Genomic DNA, 19,471 nt, shown 5'->3' with positions numbered 1-19,471 from the left:
CTTCATGTCTTCGCAACATCCCGCAAAGGATGGTGCTGCCGATAGCGCCATCCGCATCTTCCTGATCTTCCTGCGACTGGGGCTCACCAGCTTCGGCGGCCCGGTCGCGCATCTCGCTTACTTTCGCGATGAATTCGTCTCACGCCGCCGCTGGTTGAGCGAACGTGCCTATGCCGACCTGGTGGCGTTGTGCCAGTTCCTGCCGGGTCCGGCAAGCAGCCAGACCGGCATCGCGCTGGGATTGTTTCGCGGCGGCTATACCGGCGCGCTGGCGGCATGGGCTGGCTTCACGCTGCCGTCGGCCATTCTCATGATCCTGTTTGCGCTCGGCATCGCGCATCATCAGGACCTTTTATCTTCTGGCATCCTGCATGGGCTGAAAGTCGTGGCAGTCGCCGTCGTCGCACAGGCCGTCGTCGGCATGGCGCGCATCCTGTGCACCGGCGTAGCGCGCATTGCGGTGATGCTTGCCGCTGCTGCCACGGCACTGCTCTTCCCCGTTCCGCTAGCGCAAATCGGCATCATCGCCGCAGCCGGCTTGATCGGCCTGTTGCTGAAACCCGCACAAACCACGCCGCACGAAGCGCTACCGACAACAATCGGCCATCGTGCAGGCGCCGGCTGGCTGGGCATCTTTTTCATATTGCTGGCGTCCCTGCCCATCCTGTCGCACATCTTTCCGGCGCCGGCGTTGATGGCAGTGGACGCGTTCTATCGCGCCGGCGCGCTGGTATTCGGCGGCGGCCACGTCGTGCTGCCGCTGCTGCAAAGCGAAGTGGTGCATCCGGGCTGGATCGATGCCGGCACCTTCATGGCCGGCTATGCCGCCGCGCAGGCGATGCCGGGGCCGCTGTTCACGTTCGCCGCCTTCCTCGGCGCCGCGATGCCGGGCTTCGCGTCGCCATGGCTGGGCGGACTGGCATGCCTGCTTGCGATCTTCGCTCCCGCTTTCCTTCTGGTCACCGGTGCGCTGCCGTTCTGGGAAACGCTGCGCCGCAATCCGAAAGCGCAATCGGCGCTGGCCGGCGTCAATGCAGCCGTCGTCGGCTTGCTGCTCGCGGCCTGGTATCAGCCGGTGTGGCAGACCGGCATTCTTGATGCAGGCGATGCTGTGCTGGCGTTATTGGCGTTCGCCGCGCTGACGTTCGGCCGTTGGCCGCCATGGCTGGTGGTGGCGGGCGGCGCATTGGCCGGCTGGTTGTTGACGGCATTGCCATAAGACCCGTCATCCAATATCGCCATCGAACATTACTCCCAGGCATCGACCTTGATACGCCCGCGCGTCTGGGCCGATTTGTCAAGACTGGCGCATCCCCTCGTTTTGCGTATCATCTAGCGCTCGTTTTACATTTCACCGGATCCTCATGCTGCCTTCGATCGAATTACGCCTCGCCCACGAACTCGCCGCCAAACCGCAACAGATCGCCGCTGCCGTCGCCCTGCTGGACGAAGGCGCCACCGTGCCGTTCATCGCGCGCTACCGCAAGGAAGCCACCGGTGGACTCGACGATACGCAACTGCGCCTGCTGGAAGAACGTCTGCGTTATCTGCGTGAACTGGAAGATCGCCGCGCCGCGATCATCGCGTCGATAGAAGAACAGAAGAAGATGACGCCGGAACTGCTGGATGCGATCCAGCATGCGGAAGACAAGACGCGTCTCGAAGATTTGTATCTGCCGTACAAGCCGAAGCGCCGCACCAAGGCGCAAATCGCCGCCGAAGCGGGTCTGACGCCGCTGGCCGATGCGCTGCTGGCCGATCCGATGCTGTCGCCCGAAGCCGAAGCAGAAAAATACCTGAAGCCGGCCTTCACCGTCGACGGCACCGAGAATCCCGGCGTGCCGGATGCCAAAGCCGCGCTCGACGGCGCACGCCAGATCCTGATGGAACGCTTCGCGGAAGACGCGACACTGCTGCAAGCGCTGCGCGAATACCTGAACGAACATGGCATCGTCGAATCGAAGGTGGTCGACGGCAAGCAGGATGCAGGCGCCAAATTCGCCGACTACTTCGACTATTCGGAAACGCTCGGCACGATTCCGTCGCATCGCGCGCTCGCACTGTTCCGCGGTCGTCGCGAAGAGATGTTGAACGTCAATCTGCGTCTCGACACTGAAGAAGAAAAACCGAAATGGGATGCGCCGCACAATCCCTGCGAGGAACGCATCGCCAAGCGCTTCGGCATTGCCAACCAGGACCGTCCGGCCGACAAGTGGTTGTCCGACACCGTGCGCTGGACCTGGCGCGTGAAAGTCTTCATGCATCTGGAAACGGAATTGATGACGACGCTGCGCGAGAAAGCCGAACAGGAAGCGATCAACGTGTTCGCGCGCAACCTGAAGGATCTGCTGCTGGCCGCGCCGGCCGGCCCGCGCGCGACGATGGGCCTCGATCCCGGCCTGCGTACCGGCGTGAAGGTCGCCGTGGTCGATGCCACCGGCAAGGTGGTCGATACGGCAACCATCTATCCGCATGAGCCGCGCCGCGACTGGGACGGTTCGCTGCACACGCTGGCGCTGCTCGCCGCCAAGCACAACGTCGCGCTGATCTCGATCGGCAACGGCACCGCCTCGCGCGAGACCGACAAACTGGCACAGGACCTGATCAAGATGACGCCGGAATTGAAGCTGACCAAGATCGTCGTCTCCGAAGCCGGCGCTTCCGTCTATTCCGCTTCCGAATTCGCTTCACGCGAATTGCCGGAACTGGACGTCTCGCTGCGCGGCGCCGTATCGATCGCACGCCGCCTGCAGGACCCGCTGGCGGAACTGGTGAAGATCGATCCGAAATCGATCGGCGTCGGCCAGTATCAGCACGACGTCGGCCAGACGCAGCTCGCGCGTTCACTTGACGCCGTCGTCGAGGATTGCGTGAACGCGGTCGGCGTGGACGTCAACACGGCATCCGCGCCGCTGCTGGCGCGTGTGTCCGGCCTGAACAACAGCGTCGCGCAAAGCATCGTCAGCTATCGCGACATGAAAGGCATGTTCGCCTCACGCGAAGCGTTGCGCGCGGTGCCGCGTCTGGGTGACAAGACCTTCGAGCAGGCAGTAGGATTTTTGCGTGTGATGAACGGCGACAACCCGCTCGACGCCTCGGCCGTGCACCCGGAATCGTATCCGCTGGTCGAAAAAATCCTGGCCGACATCAACAAGGATGTGAAAAGCGTCGTCGGCGACAGCAAGCTGCTGAAATCACTGAGCCCGGCCAAATACGCGGACGACAAATTCGGCGTGCCGACCGTGACCGATATCCTGAAGGAGCTGGACAAACCAGGCCGCGACCCGCGTCCGGAATTCACCACCGCGACCTTCAAGGAAGGCGTCGAGGAAATCCGCGACCTGCGTCCCGACATGATTCTGGAAGGCGTGGTGACCAACGTCGCCGCGTTCGGCGCCTTCGTCGACATCGGTGTGCATCAGGACGGGCTCGTGCATATTTCCGCACTGTCGAATACCTTCGTCAAAGATCCGCACACCGTCGTCAAGGCCGGCCAGGTCGTCAAGGTGAAGGTGCTGGAAGTCGACGAGAAGCGCAAGCGCATCGCGCTGACGATGCGCCTGTCCGACAGCGCGCCGGCGCCGGGCAGCCGTCCCGAGCAACGCGGAGATCGCAACGACCAGCGCCGCTTGTCGCAACAACAACGCGCTCCACAGCCGCAGGTCGGCGGCGCAATGGCTGCCGCGTTTGCAAAACTGAAATCCTGATGCAGTGCAGCGTGCCAGCCCGGATTTTCCTATAATGACGGATTCAAGCAGTATCAACCCCAATGTGAGGCCGCAATGAGCGACGAAGTACAAACCTGGATCAAGGAAACCGTGACGCAGCACCCTGTCGTGCTGTTCATGAAAGGCACCGCACAATTCCCGCAATGCGGCTTTTCCGGCAAGGCGATCGCCCTGCTGAAGGAAGCCGGCGTCAAGGATCTGGTAACCGTCAATGTGCTGGACGATGCCGAAGTTCGCCAGGGCATCAAGGATTATTCGAACTGGCCGACCGTGCCGCAGCTGTATGTGAAGGGCGAATTCGTCGGCGGCTCGGACATCATGACCGAAATGTTCGAATCCGGCGAACTGCAGACGCTGCTGAAAGACTAACGTGACGGCAACTGCCGGCGCAGCCGAGATGACGACGCGACCGACACGGTTGATCGTTGCCATCACCGGCGCGACCGGCGTCATCTACGGCGTGCGCCTGCTGCAGGCACTGCGCCACATCGCAGGCGTGGAAACGCATCTGCTGATTTCCGAAGCAGGCGTACTGAACCTGCATCAGGAACTCGATCTCAATCGCAAGGATGTCGAAGCGCTGGCAGACGTGACGTACAACGTGCGTGACATCGGCGCCGCCATCGCCAGCGGCTCTTTCCAGTCGGACGGCATGATCGTCGCGCCCTGCTCGATGAAAACGCTGGCCGCCGTCGCACACGGCTTCTCCGACAACCTGATCGCACGCGCAGCTGACGTCACATTGAAGGAACGTCGCCGCCTAGTGCTGATGGTGCGCGAAACGCCATTCAATCTCGCGCATCTGCGCAATATGACCGCCGTTACCGAAATGGGCGGCATTATCTTTCCCCCGCTACCCGGCTTCTATCACCGTCCTGCTTCCATCGAGAAAATGGTTGATCACACGCTAGCCCGCGTGCTCGATCTGTTCGGCTTGCAACATGCGCTTGCGCCGCGCTGGTCGGGCATGAAAACATCGGACTAATCCGCCACTTCCACGCTGTTCAATACTGCGTCCAGGCAATCTTGCCGCTTTGCCATTGGCATGTCGGCAAGCCTCTGAAAATTTATCGCTCTTCGGCTTCGCATCGTCGTGCATGACACATATACTGTGTTTTTATACAGTATTTTGGATGCGCAATGTCTGACCGGGACGACGAATCGAACAACGAAGCGCAATGGATTGCCGCGCCGCTGAAAGGCCGCAAGGGTCGCGGTGCCGTGACCAACATGCAGGGACGCTACGAACTGCAAACCCGCGAAGCCTTCGACGATGGCTGGAGCGGCCATGACGACGAAACGTCGAAAGATGACGATGCGGACGAATCCGCTTCGACATGGAAGACGCAAATCATCGAAGAGCGGGCCAAGACCATCCTGTCACGCAACGCTTCGCCCGACCTGCCGTTCGGCGTTTCGCTGAACCCGTACCGCGGCTGCGAGCACGGCTGCATCTACTGCTTCGCGCGGCCCACACACAGCTATCTCGGCCTGTCGCCAGGGCTGGATTTCGAAAGCCGCATCTTCGCCAAGGTCAACGCGCCGGAACTGCTGCGGCGAGAACTCGCCAGCCCTTCCTATCGGCCTGAATCCATCGCGCTCGGCATCAACACCGATGCCTACCAACCATGCGAGCGCGAACTGAAGCTGACACGCCGCATACTCGAAGTGCTGCACGAATGCGAGCATCCGGTCGGGCTGATCACCAAATCGTCGCTGATCGAACGCGACATCGATCTGCTGTCGGACATGGCATCGAAACGCCTCGCATCGGTTGCCGTCACGATCACCACACTGGACCCGGCGATCGCGCGCACGCTGGAGCCGCGCGCCGCCGCGCCGGCACGGCGGCTGCGCACGATACGCACGCTGACCGATGCAGGCATTCCGGTCGGCGTCAGCATCGCGCCAGTGATCCCGTTCGTTACCGAACCCGATCTCGAACGCATCCTCGCCGCCGTCGCCGACGCGGGCGTCATCAGCGCCGGTTTCATCGTGCTGCGCCTGCCGTGGGAAGTCAGTCCGTTGTTCCGGCAATGGCTGCAGGCACATTTTCCCGATCGCGCACAACGCGTGATGAACCGCATCCATGACATGCGTGGCGGCAAGGATTATGACGCGACGTTCGGCTCCAGAATGAAAGGAGAAGGACTGTGGGCGGAACTGATACAACGGCGCTTCGATATCGCCGTCGAACGGCTGGGCATCGGCCAACGCGTCACGCGCTTCACATCCTTGGACAATTCGCGCTTTCGCCGCCCCTTGCATGTGCCTGCCGCTGTCGGAAAAGCGCACGGCAGCCAGCTCGACCTTTTCGGCAATACCGAATGACGACATTGCACTTGCCGCCCTGCACTGACGACATATGCACAATCGCTCTGAACGAAACCTTCTTTTCCCGGGTCGAAAATAAATCGCCACCGCTGACAAAGGAGGAAGACATGACCACCTGGATCGTTGCTGCCGATGAACATCGCGCCCGGATTTTCGAAGCGGACAATCTTCGCGCCCCGCTCCGCGAAATCGAAGCATTCCTGAATCCCGAAGCGCGCCTGCGTGAACAGGATTTGAATACCGATGCGAACGGCCGCTATTCCGGCAAACGCGGACTGGTCAACGGCTCGTCCGCCGAACCGGACAATAGTGCGGTGTTGCACAAGACCACGCTGTTTTCCAAATCGGTCAGCGACTATCTGGACAAGGCCCGCATCGAACACCGCTACGATCAGCTGACGCTGATTGCCTTTCCGAAATTTCTCGGCATGCTGCGCCAGAACATGAGCAAGGAAGTACAGCAACTGGTGACGAAGGAAGTCTCGAAGAATATTTCCGGGCTGGAATCGCGGCAGCTTGCGCAGTATGTGCGCACGTGGGTGCAATGACTGTTTTTACTCGCGCGTATCAAAAACAAAAAGGCCATTCCGAAGAATGGCCTTTGTTTTTCTGGTGCCGGCTGCAGGACTCGAACCCGCCACCCCATGATTACAAATCATGTGCTCTACCTGATGAGCTAAGCCGGCAAAGAGCGCGTATTGTACCTACTTAATACGCGTCAGAGTAGGCCTGCCGCTTTTTTTCGGCGGCTCCGGATCGTGTTCGGGATCGCCGTCTTCGCTGCCTTCCGGCCGCTCCATCGACGGCACCGAAGTCAGCGTCGGCGCTGTCGTTTCCGGCACATCGGTTTGCAACGCTTCCTGCCCGGCTTCGGTCGCATCGGCTGAACTCGTGGCTTCGAATGCCATGCCCTGACCGTTCTCGCGTGCATAGATGGCAACCACATTATCGACCGGCACGACGATGTCGCGCGAGACGCCGCCGAAGCGCGCACTGAAGCGGACCAACTCGTTTTCCATCTTCAGGCCGCTGGTCGCACTGAAGCTGATGTTCAGCACAATCTCGCCGTTCTTGACGAATTCCATCGGTACGCGCGTGCGTCCGTCGACGACGACCGCCATGTAGGGCGTGTAGCCGTTGTCCGTGCACCATTCATAGATGGCGCGCAGCAGGTAGGGCTTGGTGGATGTTTCAGACATGATGAAATACTGCAGATTTGCCACGAATTTGCCGCGTACTTCCCGCAGACTGCACAGGAAGGACGCGGCAGGAGCTTAGCGGCGCATGACCTTTTCGGACGGCGTCAGTGCTTCGATGTAGGCAGGACGCGAGAAGATGCGCTCGGCGTACTTCATCAATGGCGCTGCAGTTTTGGACAGCTCAATGCCGTAATGATCGAGGCGCCAGAGCAGCGGCGCAATCGCCACGTCCAGCATCGAGAACTCGTCGCCCAGCATGTACTTGTTCTTCAGGAACAGCGGCGCCAGCGTGGTCAGGCGATCGCGGATTTCATTGCGTGCCTTTTCCTGAATCTTCTCACCGCCGCGGCCTTTGTCGTTTTCCAGCGTGTGAACGTGGATGAACAATTCCTTCTCGAAATTGAACAGCATCAGGCGCGCGCGTGCGCGCATCAGCGGATCGGCCGGCATCAATTGCGGATGCGGGAAACGCTCGTCGATGTACTCGTTGATGATGTTGGATTCGTACAGCACCAGGTCGCGTTCGACCAGAATAGGCACCTGGCCGTACGGATTCATCGTCGAAATATCTTCCGGCTTGTTGAACAGATCAACGTCGCGCACTTCGAAGTCCATGCCCTTTTCGAACAGGACGAGACGGCAACGTTGGGAGAATGGGCAGGTCGTACCCGAGTAAAGAACCATCATTGTGCAGTTTCCTTAGAAACAAAAGGGTGAGACGCTGGACGGCTCACCCCGGAACAACTGCCCGCAATTCTGCGGGCACGAATTACTTGATCTCTTTCCAATAGGAAGCGTTCAAGCGCCAGGTGATCACGATGAAGACACCCAGGAACATCAATACCCAGGCGCCGAGGCGTTTCCGGGTATTTTGTGCAGGCTCGGCCATCCAGGTCATGAACGAGACCAGGTCGGCAACCGACTTATCGTACTCCAAGGACGACATTTTACCCGGAGTGACCTGTTCAAAGCCCGCAAACTTGTGAATGACCTTGTTTTCGTCGTGCGGATCCTTGATTTCCTCGTATTTTGCGGCCCGGATTCCTTGCAATTCCCACAAGACATGCGGCATGCCCACGTTCGGGAACACCATGTTGTTCCAGCCGGTCGGGCGGGTGTCGTCCTTGTAGAAAGTGCGCAGATAGGTGTACAACCAGTCCGAACCACTGCCGGCGCCGGAAGCCTTGGCGCGTGCGATCACCGACAAGTCCGGCGGCGTCGCGCCAAACCAGGCCTTGGCGTCCTTGGGGGCCATCGCCACCGTCATCATGTCGCCGACCTTGTCGCCGGTAAACAGCAGGTTGTCCTTGATCTGCTCATCGGTCAGGCCGATATCGCGCAACTTGTTGTAGCGCATCGATGAAGCCGAGTGGCAATTCAGGCAGTAGTTGACGAACAGGCGGGCGCCATTCTGCAGGGCAGCCAGATCCCGCGTATGGTCCGGTGCACGATCCAGCGGGAGTTCGGATTCGGCCGCTATCGCAAGGCCCGGTAGAAGCACCAACGTCGCAATCAGTTTTTTCAGCAATGTCATGTTCTTTTATCCTTTGCGACTTAGTGCGGATGGAAGACCACGCGGTCGGGAACGGGCTTGAACGTGCCCATTGCGCTCCACCACGGCATCAGCAGGAAGAAACCGAAATAGACGAAAGTACAGATTTGCGAAACCGTCGTACGGGCATCGGTCGGCGGCTGCACGCCCAGATAGCCCAGGATCAGGAAGACGATGCCGAACACCAGATAGATGTACTTGTGCCAGCCCGGACGATAGCGGACCGACTTGACCGGCGACGTATCCAGCCACGGCAGGCCGAACATGATCATCACCGACACGCCCATCAGCACGACACCCCAGAACTTCGCGTCGAAGATGAACATGCCGACGATGACCAGCAGACCGATCACCGCTGCGGCGATCTTGAACTTGCTGGCCAGCCGCGTCTTCAGGATGATCAGCGCAACGTAGGCTGCCACGCCGGCCGCCAGCCAGTACATGAAGTCCGACGTGGTCGCACGCAGGATCGAGTAGAACGGCGTGAAATACCAGACCGGTGCAATGTGCGGCGGCGTCTTCAGCGGATCGGCCGGAATGAAGTTGTTGTACTCGAGGAAGTAACCGCCCATTTCCGGTGCGAAGAACACGACTGCAGAGAAAATCGCCAGGAAGATCGTGACGACGAACAGGTCATGCACCGAGTAGTACGGATGGAACGGAATGCCATCGAGCGGCACACCCTTCTCGTCGACCTTTTCCTTGATCTCGACGCCATCCGGGTTGCTGGAGCCGACTTCGTGCAGCGCGACGATATGCGCGATGACGAGGCCGATCAGCACCAGCGGGATCGCAATCACGTGGAAGGCGAAAAAGCGGTTCAGCGTCGCATCGGACACCACGTAGTCGCCGCGAATCCACAGCGACAGGTCCGGGCCGATGAACGGAATCGCGCCGAACAGGTTCACGATCACCTGTGCGCCCCAGTACGACATCTGGCCCCACGGCAGCAGATAGCCGAAGAAGGCTTCCGCCATCAGGCACAGGAAGATGCCGACACCGAACAGCCACACCAGTTCGCGCGGCTTGCGATAGGAACCGTACAACAGACCACGCAGCATGTGGATGTAGACGACGATGAAGAAAGCCGACGCCCCCGTCGAATGCATGTAGCGCACCAGCCAGCCCCATGGCACGTCGCGCATGATGTACTCGACCGACGCAAATGCCAGGTTGGCGTCCGGCTTGTAGTGCATGACGAGGAAGATGCCGGTGACGATCTGGATCGCCAGCACCAGCAGCGCGAGCGAACCGAAGACGTAGAGAAAGTTGAAGTTCTTGGGCGCGTAGTATTCGGACAGATGCGCCTTCCACGTGGAAGACAGCGGAAAACGCGCATCGACCCAGTTCAACGCCTTGTCACAGGAGGATGCATCTGCGGGAAGCTGTTTTTCCTGGAATGCCATGATCAAGCCTCCCCTTTCTCGTCCTTGCCGATGACCAGCTTGGTCTCGCCTTCGAACATGTAAGGCGGCACCTGCAGATTGTCCGGCGACGGCTTGTTCTTGTAGACGCGGCCGGCCAGATCGAAGGTGGAGCCGTGGCACGGGCACAGAAAGCCGCCATGCCAGTCATCCGGCAGCGACGGTTGCGCGCCGGTCTGGAATTTCGAGGTGGGGGAGCAGCCCAGATGCGGGCAGATGCCGACGACGACCAAGATGTCCTTCTGGCGGGAGCGCCATTCGTTCATCGCATATTCAGGCGTCGTCGAGAATTGGGTGCGTTGGGATTCGGGATCGGCAACGAGCGCGTCGACCTCTTTCAGGGATGCGATCTGTTCCGGCGTGCGCTTCAGGATCCAGACCGGTTTGCCGCGCCACTCGACGGTGCGCATTTCTCCGGGAGCCAGCGTGGAGATATCGACTTCAACCGGGGCACCTGCAGCCTTCGCACGTTCCGATGGTTGAAAGGTTGAGACAAAAACTCCTGTTGTTGCCAGTCCAGCCACGCCGCTTGCCGCACATGTTGCGACAAGCAGGCCTCGCCGACCGGAATCGACCTGCTTTTCGTTGTTCATACTAACCCCAATATGTCTATCGAATCGTACGAAACTACTAGCAACTTTTGATTATAACGGAGACAACTTCCGTTTTAAAAGCAAATGGATGTTCCCTTGACTGCCTCGGCGGAACCGTTTGAATGCTTTCGATATTCCATTTGCTTCCTTGTGCGACGCATTATCCACGAATCCGCGCTTCTGTTGCACAAATTTGATTTGACCTTTGCGAAGCTGAAAATTAGCATACGTCCGCGCGTTGCACTTTTACAAACAGGAGAAAGGACTCAGCCATGAGCATGCTGCAAGAATTCAAAACCTTTGCCGTCAAGGGCAATGTGGTTGATCTGGCTGTAGCGGTCATCATCGGTGCAGCATTCGGCAAGATCGTCGATTCGCTGGTGCAGGATATCGTCATGCCGATCGTCGGCAAGATTTTCGGCGGGCTGGATTTCAGCAACTACTACATCCCGTTGAACAATCAGGCCGCCGGCCTGCCTCTGGTTGAGGCGAAAAAGCTCGGCGCGGTCTTCGCCTACGGCAATTTCATCACGATCTCGCTGAACTTCCTGATCCTGGCTTTCATCATCTTCCAGATGGTGCGTATTCTGAACAAGATGAAGAAAGACGAACCGCCTGCACCGGAAGTCACGCCGGAAGAAATCCAGCTGCTGCGCGAAATTCGCGACTCCCTGAAAAAATAATCTCTCGCATCGGCGCCAGCTGGCGCCGTATCGTTTGCAGCGCTCAGCGCGCTTGCAGACGATCCATCTGCAACAAGCCACGCCGGCTGGCCTCGAACACCGCCTCGCCGCGCGAATGCACGGACAGCTTGTCGTAGATATTCTTGATGTGCGTCTGCACGGTGCCGACCGACAGCGACAGTTCCCGTGCCACTTCGCCGTAGCTGTCGCCGCGCGCGATCAAATCCAGGATCGCGGCCTCGCGCTTGGTCAGATTCACCTGCGGCAGCTTTTCGCCGTGCGGCCCCGACGCTTCGGCCGGCTTGCGCATCCTGGCCAGCACCTTGCGTGCAATGGTCGGACTGATCGGCGAACCGCCACGCTGCAGTTCGAGCAGCGAAGAAACGATGTCCGGCTGCCCCGCATCCTTCAGCACATAACCCGAAGCGCCGGCCTCGATGCTGGCCAGCACGTTGTCGTCGTCGCTGGAAGCGGTGATGACCATCACGTTCGATTCCGGGTAACGGTCCGCGCACAAACGGATCACGTCGATACCCGAACCGTCAGGCAGGCCGAGATCGACCAGCAGGATGTCGGCAGGCTGCGTCTCCAGCCAGACTCGCGCGGACTTGACGCAATCCAGCGCAGCCGCCAGCTTCAGCGCCGGTTCCTTTTCAATCGCCAGCGACAGCACGCGGCGCGTCACGGCATCATCTTCGACGACCAGAACGGTGATCGGCTCTTCCTTGCCAGATAGTTGCGACATGATCATTCGTCTCCCGCGCAATGATCATTGCGCATCGGTTTGTTATTCGAGGTGGAGTCATATCATAGCAATTTATTGCCATGACACAAGATAACGCCCTGTATAGCGTGTTATCGCCCCGCCTCAGACGGGATTGTCGATGTCGATGAAATCGTGCGCGATACCGAAGTTTTCGGCCAGATGTTCGCCCAGCGCCTGTACGCCGTAGCGTTCGGTCGCATGGTGGCCGCAGGCCAGATAGGCGACGCCGGCTTCGCGCGCCAGATGCACGGTCGGCTCCGATATCTCGCCGCTGAGATAAACGCTGGCGCCGGCTTCGACCGCATCGCCCAGCATGCTCTGCGCAGCCCCCGTGCACCATCCGACCTTGCCCAGTTTCTGCGCCGGATCTCCGATGATCAGCGGCGCACGTCCCAGGCGTTGCGTCACGCGTTCGGCCAATGCGCCGACCGTATCGACGGCGGCATCATCCATCTCGCCCAGCCAGCCCAGCGCATCGTCGCCGAAACAGGATTCGGCACGCAGTCCGAGTTGACGCGCCAGTTGTGCGTTGTTGCCGAATTCAGGATGCATGTCCAGCGGCAGGTGATAGGCGAACAAGTTGACGTCGTGCGTCAGCAGCAGCTTCAACCGTCTGTGTTTCTGGCCAATCACGCGCATGTCTTCACCGCGCCAGAAATAGCCGTGATGCACGAGGATGGCATCGGCGCCCTGCGCGATCGCCGCTTCCAGCAATGCAACGCTGGCCGTCACCCCGGTGACGATCCGTCCGATCTGCGCGCGCCCCTCGACCTGCAGGCCGTTTGGGCAATAGTCCCGAAAGCGGGTAATATCAAGCGTGCCGGACAGATATCCGGCAAGTTCGTCTCTGGCGATCATTTTCAGACTCATCTTCCCTGCTTTTTATGCGACGTCTCTGGCTGTTGTTTGCGCAAACCGTAACCGTCGGTTTGGCGATCTTGTTCATTGTAGCGACCCTGAAACCCGAATGGGCCGGTGGCGTATTCGGTACTGCACAGAAAGTGCGCAGTGCGACATCCATTCCCATGCTGGAGGCACCGCCGAACACGGCACCGATCCAGTCCTCCTATCGTGAAGCCGCCAAGCTGGCGATGCCGTCGGTGGTCAATATCTTCACCAGCAAGACGGCTGCACCCGTACAGAATCCGTTCCTGGACGATCCGTTCTTCCGCAAGTTCTTCGGCGATCGCTTCGACGAGGAACAGGAAAAACAGGTCAGCCTCGGCTCCGGCGTCATCGTCAGCGCACAAGGCTACATCCTGACCAACAACCACGTGGTCGAGGCCGCCGACGAAATCGAAGTCGCGCTGGCCGACGGCCGCAAGGCACTTGCCAAGGTCGTCGGCTCCGATCCGGAAACGGATCTCGCCGTCGTCAAGATCGATCTGGACAATCTACCTGCCATCACACTGGGCCGCGTCGAGGAGGCGCGTGTCGGCGACGTCGTACTGGCGATCGGCAATCCGTTCGGCGTCGGCCAGACGGTAACGATGGGCATCATCTCCGCGCTCGGCCGCAACCATCTCGGCATTCTCGACGCATTCGAAAACTTCATCCAGACCGATGCCGCAATCAATCCCGGCAACTCCGGCGGCGCGCTGATCGATGCCAATGGCAATCTGCTCGGCATCAACACCGCGATCTATTCGCGTAGCGGCGGCTCGCTCGGCATCGGCTTCGCGATTCCGGTGACGACGGTCAAGTCGGTGATGGACGCCATCATCAAGAACGGCCAGGTGATTCGCGGCTATATCGGCGTCGAGCCGCAGGACATCACGCCGGAGCTGGCCGAAAGCTTCAACCTGAAGAAAAGCTCCGGCGCCATCATCGCCGGCGTGCTGCGCGGCGGTCCGGCGGACAAGGCCGGCATGCAGCCGGGCGACATCCTGGTTTCCGTCGAAGGCAAGCCGGTCGCCGACATGTCCGACATGCTGAACCAGATCGCGCAACTGCAGCCCGGCAAGAAAGCCGCCATCGTCGTGCTGCGGCGCAATCAGGAAACCACGCTGAACGTGCTGGTCGGCGTGCGCCCGAAGGCACCGCCGCGGGAATCCGAATAGCCGCACGACAATAGGCTGCACGAAAGCACGGGGAAACGCATGCACGTCCGCGATCTGAAACAGTATCTGGCCGAACTGGCAGAAAACAACAATCGCGCATGGTTCGTCATGAACAAGCCGCGTTACGACATCCTGCGCGCCGAATTCCTCGAGCTGGTGATCCATCTGATTGGTGGCATCAGCAAGTTCGATCCGGCCATCGCGCAATGCAACCCGAAGAAGGCACTGTTTCGCATCAACCGCGACATGCGCTTTTCGCGGGAAAAAATACCGTACAAAACGCATTTTTCGGCAGCGCTGACGGCAAGCGGCTTGAAGAAACCCAGCCAAGGCGGCGGCCCCGCTTATTACTTCCATATCGACCAGCAAGGCACGCTGCTGTTCGCTGGCGGCGAATACATGCCGCCGCCGGACCGGCTGCGTGCAATACGCCAGCGCGTGCTCGACGATCCGACAGGATTTTCGAAGATGCTGAAGAACCGGAATCTCGTGCGGACTTACGGCGATCTGCAGGAAGAAGGCAAGCTGACGCGCCCACCGAAAGGTTTCTCTGCCGACGGTCCGCATGCGGAATACATCAAGCTGAAGAGCTTCATCGTCTGGCAGGAGATGCCGGTACCGAAAGACAGCGACGTACTGGAAAAAACGCTGATGGCCGGCTTCAAGGATGCCTGGCCGCTGATCGACTGGCTGCGGCAGGTCTGATCGGAAGAATCAGAACAAAGGGATCAGAACAAAGAATCAAAGCGATTCCGTTTCGGCCGGTGCACGCGTGATGCGCACGAACATCGGCGCCAGCAGCAAGCCGATCTCATACAACAAACAGAGCGGCACGGCCAGCAGCATCTGACTCATCACGTCCGGCGGCGTCACCACGGCTGCAACGACGAATGCGCCCACAATGACGTAGGGTCGCATCTGGCGCAACTTCTCGACGGATACCAGCCCCATCCTCACCAGCACGATCACCACCACCGGCACTTCGAAAGTCATGCCGAAGGCAACGAACATCGTCATCACGAAACCGAAATAGCTGTCGATGTCCGGCGCGACCGAAATCGAATGCGGCGCGAAATTATTGATGAAATGAAAAATCACGCCGAACACGAAGAAATAACAGAACGCGACGCCGGCGATGAACAGCACGGATGAAGAAATCACCAGCGGCGCAATCAACTTTTTTTCGTGCGCATACAGTCCTGGCGCAACGAAGGCCCACATCTGGTACAACACCCACGGCAACGCAATGATGAAGGCGACCAGCATCGTCACCTTGACCGGGATCAGGAAAGGCGTGATGACGCCGGTGGCGATCATCTTGCTGCCCTGCGGCAACGACTGCATCATTGGCAGCGCCAGATAGTCGTAGATCGTACCGGCCCACGGCATCAGGCACAGAAAAACGACGATCACGACCAGCGCAGCCTTCATCAGCCGGCTGCGCAATTCGATCAAATGGGAAATAAAGGATTCTTCGCTGCCGCTCATGATTCTTCTAATGGTGTGATGCAGACAGGTGGAGATGAATGGCCGGCAACGATGGCCTCATCAGGAGAAAAAGGACGATGACTTGCGCGCGCCGGTAGCACGATATTTCGCCATGCGTGCCGCACCGGAAATCACACGTGACCGCTGGCCGCTGCGATGCTTGTACCAGGACGGCACGGCGGATGTATGCGCCAGTTTCTTCTTGCGGAAGTCCTTCGATTTTGCCGTAGCGGCGAGGCTTTCCAGCGAAGATGTCATCGCTCCCGGCTGCGAAGCCGCTGGGGTGTCATCCCAGACCGAGCGCAATTCGTCCTCGGTCTGCGTCAGATTGCGCGCGATTGAGCGCTCCATGTCGCTGGCGGCTGACTGCACGTCCTGATGCATCTTGCGCAGTTCTTCCAGCTCCATTTCGCGGCTGACTTCGGATTTGACGTCATTGATGTAGCGCTGCGCCCGGCCGAACAAGGTGCCGGCCATGCGGGCGACCTTCGGCAGCCTTTCCGGGCCGATAAAGACCAGCGCCGCGGCGCCGATGATCGCTAGTTTTGAAAAGGCGATATCGATCATGTGTACACCAATCCTGTATACGCCTTCCTATGTCTTCCGCACCAACCGCACTTCAGTGCGGCACGGATGACGCTCAGGTGTTCGATTTCTCTTTGACTTCGACGTCGACCGTGCTCTTGTCGGCGACCTGCTGGGTCGAGGATTTTTCCTCTTCGCCCTTCACGCCGTCCTTGAAACCCTTGACGGCCTTGCCGAGGTCGGAACCCATGTTGCCGATCTTCTTGGTGCCGAAGACCAGCATCACGATGACCAGAACGATCAGCCAGTGCCAGATGCTGAATGAACCCATTGCGCTTTCTCCTTGATGGCGTCTTTCGCCCAGAAAATATCTTGTTCGTCAGGCCATCGAACGATTCCACGGACGCGGCCCGCCCAGCACATGCATGTGCAGATGGTACACCTCCTGCCCGCCGTTCGGTCCAACATTGAACAGCGTCTTGAAACCGCCTGCCGGCTGGCCGTTTTCCATGCAGAAGCCACATCCGAGCTGCTGCGCCAGCTTTGGTGCCAGCAGGAACATTTTACCCAACAATGCCTGGTCTTCCGCCGTGCAATCGGCCAGCGTAGCGATGTGTTTCTTCGGAACAATCAGGAAATGCACCGGCGCAGCAGGATTGATGTCGTGGAAGGCCAGCAGATCTTCGTCTTCGTAGATAAGTTTTGATGGAATCTGTTTGGCGGCGATTTTACAGAAAATGCAATTATCCAAAACGTGTGCTCCGTCTCGACAGTATGTGCCAGCTCGATTGACTCGTCACTTCGGACGAGCCGCCTTTTCTTCCAGACCGGACAAGCCTTCGCGGCGCGCCAGTTCGTTCAATACGTCTCGCGGCGTCAGATCGAACTGCGCCAGCATGACCAGAGAATGGAACCACAGGTCCGCGCATTCGTACAGCACCTTGGACTTGTCACCACCGGCGCGCGCATCCTTGGCCGCCATCACGGCCTCGGTCGCTTCCTCGCCGATTTTTTTCAGGATGGCGTCATCGCCCTTCGTGAACAGGCGCGCGACATAGGATTTTTCCGGATCGCCGCCATTGCCCGGCTTGCGCGATTCGATGACCTCGGCCAGACGTTCGAGAATGTCGTTCATGTGAGGAGTCCTTACTTGTAAATATCGTCCGGATTCTTCAGCACGGGCTCGACCGTCTGCCAGTCGCCGCTTGCCGCATCGCCTTCGAACTTCTGGAAGAAGCACGAATGCCGGCCGGTGTGGCAGGCCACGCTGCCGACTTGTTCGACCTTCAGCAACACGACGTCCTCATCGCAATCGAGACGCACTTCATGCACCTTCTGCGTGTGGCCGGACTCCTCGCCCTTGTGCCACAGTTTCTTGCGCGAGCGGCTCCAGTAGACGGCTTCGCCGGTCTCGATGGTCTTCGCCAGCGCTTCGCGGTTCATCCATGCAAACATCAGCACGTCGTTGCTGCCGACTTCCTGCGCGATGACCGGCACCAAGCCGTGCTCGTCCCATTTAACCTTGTTGAGCCATTTTGCGTTGGCGGTCATGTCAGCCTCATTGGAATGCCTTGATCGGCCATGAAGCGCTTGGCTTCCGGCACCGTGTGTTCGCCGTAGTGGAAGATGCTGGCGGCCAGCACCGCATCCGCATGACCGAGCTTGATGCCGTCGGCCAGATCCTGCAGACCGCCGACACCGCCGGAAGCGATGACGGGAATGCTGATCGCATCGGATACCGCACGCGTAAGCGGCAGATCGAAACCGGATTTGGTGCCGTCGCGATCCATGCTGGTCAGCAGGATTTCGCCGGCGCCGAGGCTTTCCATCTTCTTCGCCCATTCGACCGCATCCAGCCCGGTCGCCTTGCGACCGCCATGCGTGAACACTTCCCAGCGGCCGTCCGCCGACTTCTTCGCGTCGATCGCGACGACGATGCATTGCGAACCGTATTTGTTCGACGCATCCGCCACCAGTTGCGGATTGCTGATCGCCGAGCTGTTGATGCTGATCTTGTCCGCGCCCGCGTTCAGCAGCCGGCGCACGTCTTCAACCGAGCGCACGCCGCCGCCTACCGTCAGCGGAATGAAGACCTGCGATGCGACCGATTCGATGATGTGCAGAATCAGATCGCGGCCGTCGGAGGTTGCCGTGATATCCAGGAAAGTGATCTCGTCCGCGCCCTGCGCATCGTAGCGGCGCGCGATCTCGACCGGATCGCCTGCATCGCGCAGTTCGAGAAAGTTGACGCCCTTGACGACGCGACCGGCGGTTACGTCGAGACAGGGGATGATGCGTTTGGCAAGCGTCATTCTGTATCGGTTTCCGGCTCTACGCCGCTCAGTTCGTCCGCGCGTTCCTGCGCCGAGCGCAGGTCCAGCGTGCCTTCGTAGATCGAACGGCCGCAGATCACGCCCTCGATGCCTTCGTCCTGCACCGCGCACAAGGCTTCGACGTCCTTCACGCTGTGCACGCCGCCGGAGGCGATGACCGGGATCGTCATGCTCTGCGCCAGCTTGACGGTGGCATTGATGTTGACGCCACCCATCATGCCGTCGCGGCCGATGTCGGTATAGACGATGGCTTCGCAGCCGTAGTCCTCGAATTTCTTCGCTAGGTCGATCACCTCGTGGCCGGACAGCTTGCTCCAGCCGTCGGTCGCCACCTTGCCATCCTTCGCATCCAGGCCGACGATGATCTGTCCCGGAAACGCGCTGCACGCATCGTGCAGAAAGCCCGGATTCTTGACCGCCGCGGTGCCGATGATGATGTAGGACAAGCCGTCATCCAGATAGCGCTCGATCGTATCGAGATCGCGAATGCCGCCGCCGAGCTGGACCGGAATCGGTTCCACGCCGTTGGCTTCGGCATACTCGCGTACCGCCTGCAGGATGGATTTGACGGCCGGCTCGTTCTTCGGCTTGCCGGCGAAAGCGCCGTTCAGGTCGACCAGATGCAGGCGACGCGCGCCTTGGGCCAACCAGTGGCGAGCCATCTCGCCTGGGTCGTCGGAAAATACGGTGGCCTGATCCATATCGCCCTGTTTCAGGCGAACGCAATGACCGTCCTTGAGATCGATGGCAGGTATGAGCAGCATGGTTCTGTCTGGGTGGTTGAAT

24 protein-coding genes and 1 tRNA gene are annotated in these 19,471 nt (G+C 59.6%); 9 read left to right on the top strand and 16 right to left on the bottom strand.

From position 1 onward, the window contains the following. Window positions 1–4: 4 nt before the first annotated feature. The 6 genes from chrA (at window position 5) to ACO1VH_RS10175 (ending at window position 6,610) form a co-directional block, all read left to right on the top strand. Window positions 5–1,219 (top strand): chromate efflux transporter, encoded by a 1,215-nt coding sequence (gene chrA / locus ACO1VH_RS10200; RefSeq protein WP_486244356.1) that lies wholly within the window; start codon window positions 5–7, stop codon window positions 1,217–1,219. 145 nt (window positions 1,220–1,364) lie between these two features. Then, window positions 1,365–3,707 carry a Tex family protein gene (locus tag ACO1VH_RS10195; RefSeq protein ID WP_486244355.1) on the top strand — a complete coding sequence of 781 codons (2,343 nt, stop codon included), beginning with the start codon at window positions 1,365–1,367 and terminating at the stop codon, window positions 3,705–3,707. 75 nt (window positions 3,708–3,782) lie between these two features. Further along, entirely contained in the window at window positions 3,783–4,097 is a 315-nt protein-coding gene (gene grxD / locus ACO1VH_RS10190; protein WP_486244354.1) for a Grx4 family monothiol glutaredoxin, read from the top strand. A 28-nt stretch (window positions 4,098–4,125) separates the two neighbouring features. Continuing rightward, on the top strand, window positions 4,126–4,713 hold the full coding sequence (locus ACO1VH_RS10185; RefSeq protein ID WP_486244513.1) for a UbiX family flavin prenyltransferase: 588 nt from the start codon (window positions 4,126–4,128) through the stop codon (window positions 4,711–4,713). 155 nt (window positions 4,714–4,868) lie between these two features. After that, window positions 4,869–6,059: a PA0069 family radical SAM protein gene (locus ACO1VH_RS10180; protein WP_486244353.1), complete on the top strand. Its 1,191-nt coding sequence runs from the start codon at window positions 4,869–4,871 to the stop codon at window positions 6,057–6,059. A 110-nt stretch (window positions 6,060–6,169) separates the two neighbouring features. Beyond that, window positions 6,170–6,610 (top strand): host attachment protein, encoded by a 441-nt coding sequence (locus ACO1VH_RS10175; RefSeq protein WP_486244352.1) that lies wholly within the window; start codon window positions 6,170–6,172, stop codon window positions 6,608–6,610. A gap of 62 nt (window positions 6,611–6,672) precedes the next feature. Here ACO1VH_RS10175 and ACO1VH_RS10170 read toward each other — a convergent pair. The 6 genes from ACO1VH_RS10170 to petA form a co-directional block, all read right to left on the bottom strand. Next, window positions 6,673–6,748 (bottom strand) — tRNA-Thr (locus ACO1VH_RS10170). Between the two features lie 18 nt (window positions 6,749–6,766). Then, window positions 6,767–7,261, bottom strand: a complete 495-nt coding sequence (locus tag ACO1VH_RS10165) for a ClpXP protease specificity-enhancing factor (RefSeq protein ID WP_486244351.1) — start codon at window positions 7,259–7,261, stop codon at window positions 6,767–6,769. A 75-nt stretch (window positions 7,262–7,336) separates the two neighbouring features. Beyond that, a complete protein-coding gene (locus ACO1VH_RS10160) occupies window positions 7,337–7,948 on the bottom strand; it encodes a glutathione S-transferase N-terminal domain-containing protein (RefSeq protein WP_188419895.1) in 612 nt (203 codons plus the stop codon). Between the two features lie 82 nt (window positions 7,949–8,030). Further along, complete coding sequence (locus tag ACO1VH_RS10155; protein WP_486244350.1) at window positions 8,031–8,795, bottom strand: cytochrome c1; 765 nt, start codon at window positions 8,793–8,795, stop codon at window positions 8,031–8,033. Window positions 8,796–8,815: 20 nt separating this feature from the next. Further along, the gene (locus tag ACO1VH_RS10150) at window positions 8,816–10,222 is read right to left on the bottom strand and encodes a cytochrome b (protein WP_486244512.1); all 1,407 of its coding nucleotides are present in this window, start codon (window positions 10,220–10,222) and stop codon (window positions 8,816–8,818) included. Further along, on the bottom strand, window positions 10,222–10,830 hold the full coding sequence (gene petA / locus ACO1VH_RS10145) for a ubiquinol-cytochrome c reductase iron-sulfur subunit (RefSeq protein ID WP_486244349.1): 609 nt from the start codon (window positions 10,828–10,830) through the stop codon (window positions 10,222–10,224). Before petA ends, ACO1VH_RS10150 begins: the two co-directional genes overlap by 1 nt. Window positions 10,831–11,102: 272 nt before the next feature. On the opposite strand from petA, the gene mscL reads away from it, so the two are divergent. Continuing rightward, window positions 11,103–11,513: a large conductance mechanosensitive channel protein MscL gene (gene mscL / locus ACO1VH_RS10140; protein WP_486244348.1), complete on the top strand. Its 411-nt coding sequence runs from the start codon at window positions 11,103–11,105 to the stop codon at window positions 11,511–11,513. A 43-nt stretch (window positions 11,514–11,556) separates the two neighbouring features. Here the strand turns inward: mscL and ACO1VH_RS10135 are convergent, their stop codons facing one another. Both ACO1VH_RS10135 and ACO1VH_RS10130 read right to left on the bottom strand, forming a co-directional pair. Next, a complete protein-coding gene (locus ACO1VH_RS10135; protein ID WP_486244347.1) occupies window positions 11,557–12,258 on the bottom strand; it encodes a response regulator in 702 nt (233 codons plus the stop codon). A gap of 123 nt (window positions 12,259–12,381) precedes the next feature. Next, complete coding sequence (locus tag ACO1VH_RS10130; protein ID WP_486244346.1) at window positions 12,382–13,149, bottom strand: Nif3-like dinuclear metal center hexameric protein; 768 nt, start codon at window positions 13,147–13,149, stop codon at window positions 12,382–12,384. Between the two features lie 14 nt (window positions 13,150–13,163). On the opposite strand from ACO1VH_RS10130, the gene ACO1VH_RS10125 reads away from it, so the two are divergent. After that, window positions 13,164–14,339, top strand: coding sequence for a Do family serine endopeptidase (locus ACO1VH_RS10125; protein ID WP_486244345.1), 1,176 nt, complete (start codon window positions 13,164–13,166; stop codon window positions 14,337–14,339). A gap of 39 nt (window positions 14,340–14,378) precedes the next feature. Then, window positions 14,379–15,044 carry a DUF2461 domain-containing protein gene (locus ACO1VH_RS10120; RefSeq protein WP_486244344.1) on the top strand — a complete coding sequence of 222 codons (666 nt, stop codon included), beginning with the start codon at window positions 14,379–14,381 and terminating at the stop codon, window positions 15,042–15,044. A gap of 36 nt (window positions 15,045–15,080) precedes the next feature. Here the strand turns inward: ACO1VH_RS10120 and tatC are convergent, their stop codons facing one another. The 8 genes from tatC to hisA all read right to left on the bottom strand — a co-directional run bounded on the left by tatC (window position 15,081) and on the right by hisA (window position 19,449). Further along, window positions 15,081–15,827 (bottom strand): twin-arginine translocase subunit TatC, encoded by a 747-nt coding sequence (tatC, locus tag ACO1VH_RS10115; RefSeq protein WP_486244343.1) that lies wholly within the window; start codon window positions 15,825–15,827, stop codon window positions 15,081–15,083. Window positions 15,828–15,887: 60 nt separating this feature from the next. Then, window positions 15,888–16,394: a Sec-independent protein translocase protein TatB gene (gene tatB / locus ACO1VH_RS10110; RefSeq protein ID WP_486244342.1), complete on the bottom strand. Its 507-nt coding sequence runs from the start codon at window positions 16,392–16,394 to the stop codon at window positions 15,888–15,890. 73 nt (window positions 16,395–16,467) lie between these two features. Further along, window positions 16,468–16,683, bottom strand: a complete 216-nt coding sequence (tatA, locus tag ACO1VH_RS10105) for a Sec-independent protein translocase subunit TatA (RefSeq protein WP_486244341.1) — start codon at window positions 16,681–16,683, stop codon at window positions 16,468–16,470. A gap of 48 nt (window positions 16,684–16,731) precedes the next feature. Then, window positions 16,732–17,103, bottom strand: coding sequence for a histidine triad nucleotide-binding protein (locus ACO1VH_RS10100; RefSeq protein ID WP_486244340.1), 372 nt, complete (start codon window positions 17,101–17,103; stop codon window positions 16,732–16,734). Window positions 17,104–17,148: 45 nt separating this feature from the next. Then, window positions 17,149–17,487 carry a phosphoribosyl-ATP diphosphatase gene (locus tag ACO1VH_RS10095; protein WP_486244339.1) on the bottom strand — a complete coding sequence of 113 codons (339 nt, stop codon included), beginning with the start codon at window positions 17,485–17,487 and terminating at the stop codon, window positions 17,149–17,151. An 11-nt stretch (window positions 17,488–17,498) separates the two neighbouring features. Beyond that, window positions 17,499–17,903: a phosphoribosyl-AMP cyclohydrolase gene (hisI, locus tag ACO1VH_RS10090; protein ID WP_486244338.1), complete on the bottom strand. Its 405-nt coding sequence runs from the start codon at window positions 17,901–17,903 to the stop codon at window positions 17,499–17,501. Further along, complete coding sequence (gene hisF, locus ACO1VH_RS10085) at window positions 17,900–18,664, bottom strand: imidazole glycerol phosphate synthase subunit HisF (RefSeq protein ID WP_486244337.1); 765 nt, start codon at window positions 18,662–18,664, stop codon at window positions 17,900–17,902. The genes hisI and hisF overlap by 4 nt, the downstream gene beginning before the upstream one ends. Further along, window positions 18,661–19,449 carry a 1-(5-phosphoribosyl)-5-[(5-phosphoribosylamino)methylideneamino]imidazole-4-carboxamide isomerase gene (gene hisA / locus ACO1VH_RS10080; RefSeq protein WP_486244336.1) on the bottom strand — a complete coding sequence of 263 codons (789 nt, stop codon included), beginning with the start codon at window positions 19,447–19,449 and terminating at the stop codon, window positions 18,661–18,663. The genes hisF and hisA overlap by 4 nt, the downstream gene beginning before the upstream one ends. Window positions 19,450–19,471 lie beyond the last annotated feature (22 nt).

This window comes from Oxalicibacterium sp., assembly GCF_057353965.1.
The sequence above is the reverse complement of the archived record's forward strand: the minus strand, read 5'-3'. Positions and strand labels throughout refer to the sequence as shown.

Excerpts from the sequence above, each read along its gene's own strand:
- chrA (WP_486244356.1), top strand. The coding sequence starts at position 5 with ATGTCTTCGCAACATCCCGCAAAGGATGGTGCTGCCGATAGCGCCATC.
- ACO1VH_RS10195 (WP_486244355.1), top strand. The coding sequence starts at position 1,365 with ATGCTGCCTTCGATCGAATTACGCCTCGCCCACGAACTCGCCGCCAAA.
- grxD (WP_486244354.1), top strand. The coding sequence starts at position 3,783 with ATGAGCGACGAAGTACAAACCTGGATCAAGGAAACCGTGACGCAGCAC.
- ACO1VH_RS10185 (WP_486244513.1), top strand. The coding sequence starts at position 4,126 with ATGACGACGCGACCGACACGGTTGATCGTTGCCATCACCGGCGCGACC.
- ACO1VH_RS10180 (WP_486244353.1), top strand. The coding sequence starts at position 4,869 with ATGTCTGACCGGGACGACGAATCGAACAACGAAGCGCAATGGATTGCC.
- ACO1VH_RS10175 (WP_486244352.1), top strand. The coding sequence starts at position 6,170 with ATGACCACCTGGATCGTTGCTGCCGATGAACATCGCGCCCGGATTTTC.
- ACO1VH_RS10165 (WP_486244351.1), bottom strand. The coding sequence starts at position 7,261 with ATGTCTGAAACATCCACCAAGCCCTACCTGCTGCGCGCCATCTATGAA.
- ACO1VH_RS10160 (WP_188419895.1), bottom strand. The coding sequence starts at position 7,948 with ATGATGGTTCTTTACTCGGGTACGACCTGCCCATTCTCCCAACGTTGC.
- ACO1VH_RS10155 (WP_486244350.1), bottom strand. The coding sequence starts at position 8,795 with ATGACATTGCTGAAAAAACTGATTGCGACGTTGGTGCTTCTACCGGGC.
- petA (WP_486244349.1), bottom strand. The coding sequence starts at position 10,830 with ATGAACAACGAAAAGCAGGTCGATTCCGGTCGGCGAGGCCTGCTTGTC.
- mscL (WP_486244348.1), top strand. The coding sequence starts at position 11,103 with ATGAGCATGCTGCAAGAATTCAAAACCTTTGCCGTCAAGGGCAATGTG.
- ACO1VH_RS10135 (WP_486244347.1), bottom strand. The coding sequence starts at position 12,258 with ATGTCGCAACTATCTGGCAAGGAAGAGCCGATCACCGTTCTGGTCGTC.
- ACO1VH_RS10130 (WP_486244346.1), bottom strand. The coding sequence starts at position 13,149 with ATGAGTCTGAAAATGATCGCCAGAGACGAACTTGCCGGATATCTGTCC.
- ACO1VH_RS10125 (WP_486244345.1), top strand. The coding sequence starts at position 13,164 with ATGCGACGTCTCTGGCTGTTGTTTGCGCAAACCGTAACCGTCGGTTTG.
- ACO1VH_RS10120 (WP_486244344.1), top strand. The coding sequence starts at position 14,379 with ATGCACGTCCGCGATCTGAAACAGTATCTGGCCGAACTGGCAGAAAAC.
- tatC (WP_486244343.1), bottom strand. The coding sequence starts at position 15,827 with ATGAGCGGCAGCGAAGAATCCTTTATTTCCCATTTGATCGAATTGCGC.
- tatB (WP_486244342.1), bottom strand. The coding sequence starts at position 16,394 with ATGATCGATATCGCCTTTTCAAAACTAGCGATCATCGGCGCCGCGGCG.
- tatA (WP_486244341.1), bottom strand. The coding sequence starts at position 16,683 with ATGGGTTCATTCAGCATCTGGCACTGGCTGATCGTTCTGGTCATCGTG.
- ACO1VH_RS10095 (WP_486244339.1), bottom strand. The coding sequence starts at position 17,487 with ATGAACGACATTCTCGAACGTCTGGCCGAGGTCATCGAATCGCGCAAG.
- hisI (WP_486244338.1), bottom strand. The coding sequence starts at position 17,903 with ATGACCGCCAACGCAAAATGGCTCAACAAGGTTAAATGGGACGAGCAC.
- hisF (WP_486244337.1), bottom strand. The coding sequence starts at position 18,664 with ATGACGCTTGCCAAACGCATCATCCCCTGTCTCGACGTAACCGCCGGT.
- hisA (WP_486244336.1), bottom strand. The coding sequence starts at position 19,449 with ATGCTGCTCATACCTGCCATCGATCTCAAGGACGGTCATTGCGTTCGC.